This window comes from bacterium, from assembly GCA_016873475.1.
Taxonomy (GTDB): domain Bacteria; phylum Krumholzibacteriota; class Krumholzibacteriia; order JACNKJ01; family JACNKJ01; genus VGXI01.
Genome location: VGXI01000417.1, coordinates 1 through 1,560 on the forward strand (window position 1 = coordinate 1; position 1,560 = coordinate 1,560).

Genomic DNA, 1,560 nt, shown 5'->3' on the forward strand with positions numbered 1-1,560 from the left:
CCTGCACGCGCAGGAGCAGCCGGCGGCGCCGGGGTCCGTCGAACTCGCAGAAGTAGACCCCGCCCCAGCTGCCCAGCTCGAGGCGACCCGCCGTGACGAAGAGCGTCGCGCCGCTGCCGCAGAGCACGCTCTTGACGTGCGCGGGGCTGTTGCCCTCGGCGTGGCGGAAGGCGGGATCGGCGGGCACGAGCCGGTCGAGCGCGTGCAGGATGTCCCGCTTCACGTCCGGGTCGGCGTTCTCGTTGATCGCCAGGCCCGCCGTCGTGTGGGGCACGAAGAGGTGGCAGAGTCCGTCGACGAGCCCGCTCGCGGTCACCGCCGCCTGCACGCGGGCCGTGAGATCGACGACCTCTTGCCGGCTCCGCGTCTCCAGCTCGAGGGTCCTCACGCCTCGCCTCCGACGGCCATGCCGGCCGCCTGCTTGAGCCAGGCCTCGACGAAGCGGTCGAGCTCGCCGTCCATCACGGCCTGCAGGTTGCCCGTCTCCACATTCGTGCGGTGGTCCTTGACCAGCGTGTAGGGGTGGAAGACGTAGCTGCGGATCTGGTTGCCCCAGCCGATCTCGGTCTTGCTGCTCTCGAGCTTCTGGCGCGCGGCCTCCTCCTCCTCGCGGCGCAGCTGGTAGAGCCGCGCCATGAGGATCTTCATCGCGCTCTCGCGATTGCGGTGCTGGCTGCGCTCGTCCTGGCAGCTGACGACGATGCCCGTCGGCAGGTGGGTGAGGCGCACGGCGCTGCTCGTCTTGTTGACGTGCTGGCCGCCGGCGCCGCTCGCGCGGAAGGTGTCGATCTTGAGGTCGCCCTCCTCGATCGTGATCCCCTCCGCCGCTTCGACCTCCGGGTAGACGAAGACCGAGGCGAAGCTGGTGTGCCGGCGCTTCTGCGCGTCGAAGGGACTGATACGCACGAGCCGGTGCACGCCGCGCTCGGCCTTGAGCCGCCCGTAGGCGAACTCCCCCTTCACCTCGACGGTGACGCTCTTGACGCCCGCCTCCTCGCCGCGCTGCAGGTCGAGCAGGTCGAGCTGCCAGCCCTGGCGCTCGCAGTAGCGCGTGTACATGCGCCAGAGCATCTCCGCCCAGTCCGCGCTCTCGGTGCCGCCGGCGCCCGGGTGGATGGTGAGGATGGCGCTCTTGTCGTCGTCCTCGCCCTTGAACATGAGCAGGAGCTCGTAGGCGTCGAGGCGCCCGGCCAGCCGCTCCAGTTCGGCGGCCACTTCGGCGTCGGTGGCCGCGTCGCCCTCGGCGGCCGCCAGGGCGTCGAGTTCGGCCAGCTCGGCGCTGGCGGCGCCGATCGCGGCGAGCGGCTCCACCCATTGCTTCAGACGCTTGGCCTGGGTCAGCGTGCGGCGGGCGGCGTCGGCGTCAGACCAGAAATCGGGCGCGGCCATGCGCTCCTCGAGCGCGGCCAGCTCCGCGCTCAGGCGCGGATAGTCAAAGGCACTCCTTGAGGTGGGCGACGCGGGCGTTCAGCGCGTCGAGACCGGCGGCGTTGGCCATGCAGATCGGGCTCCTTCCGGGACTGTCGGTTCCGCGGCCCAGTGTGCGGCGGGGAACTGCCG

General features: G+C 71.2%; 2 protein-coding genes. Both read right to left on the bottom strand.

Annotated elements, in window-relative coordinates:
* On the bottom strand, positions 1-388 hold a 388-nt coding region (locus FJ251_16290), incomplete at its 3' end, for a YjbQ family protein (GenBank protein ID MBM4119259.1).
* Positions 385-1,389, bottom strand: a complete 1,005-nt coding sequence (locus FJ251_16295) for a peptide chain release factor 2 (GenBank protein ID MBM4119260.1) — start codon at positions 1,387-1,389, stop codon at positions 385-387. The genes FJ251_16290 and FJ251_16295, both read right to left, overlap by 4 nt.
* Positions 1,390-1,560 lie beyond the last annotated feature (171 nt).

What these genes read in the sequence shown, in the direction of transcription:
- FJ251_16295 (MBM4119260.1), bottom strand. Translation starts at nt 1,389, where the DNA reads ATGGCCGCGCCCGATTTCTGGTCTGACGCCGACGCCGCCCGCCGCACG.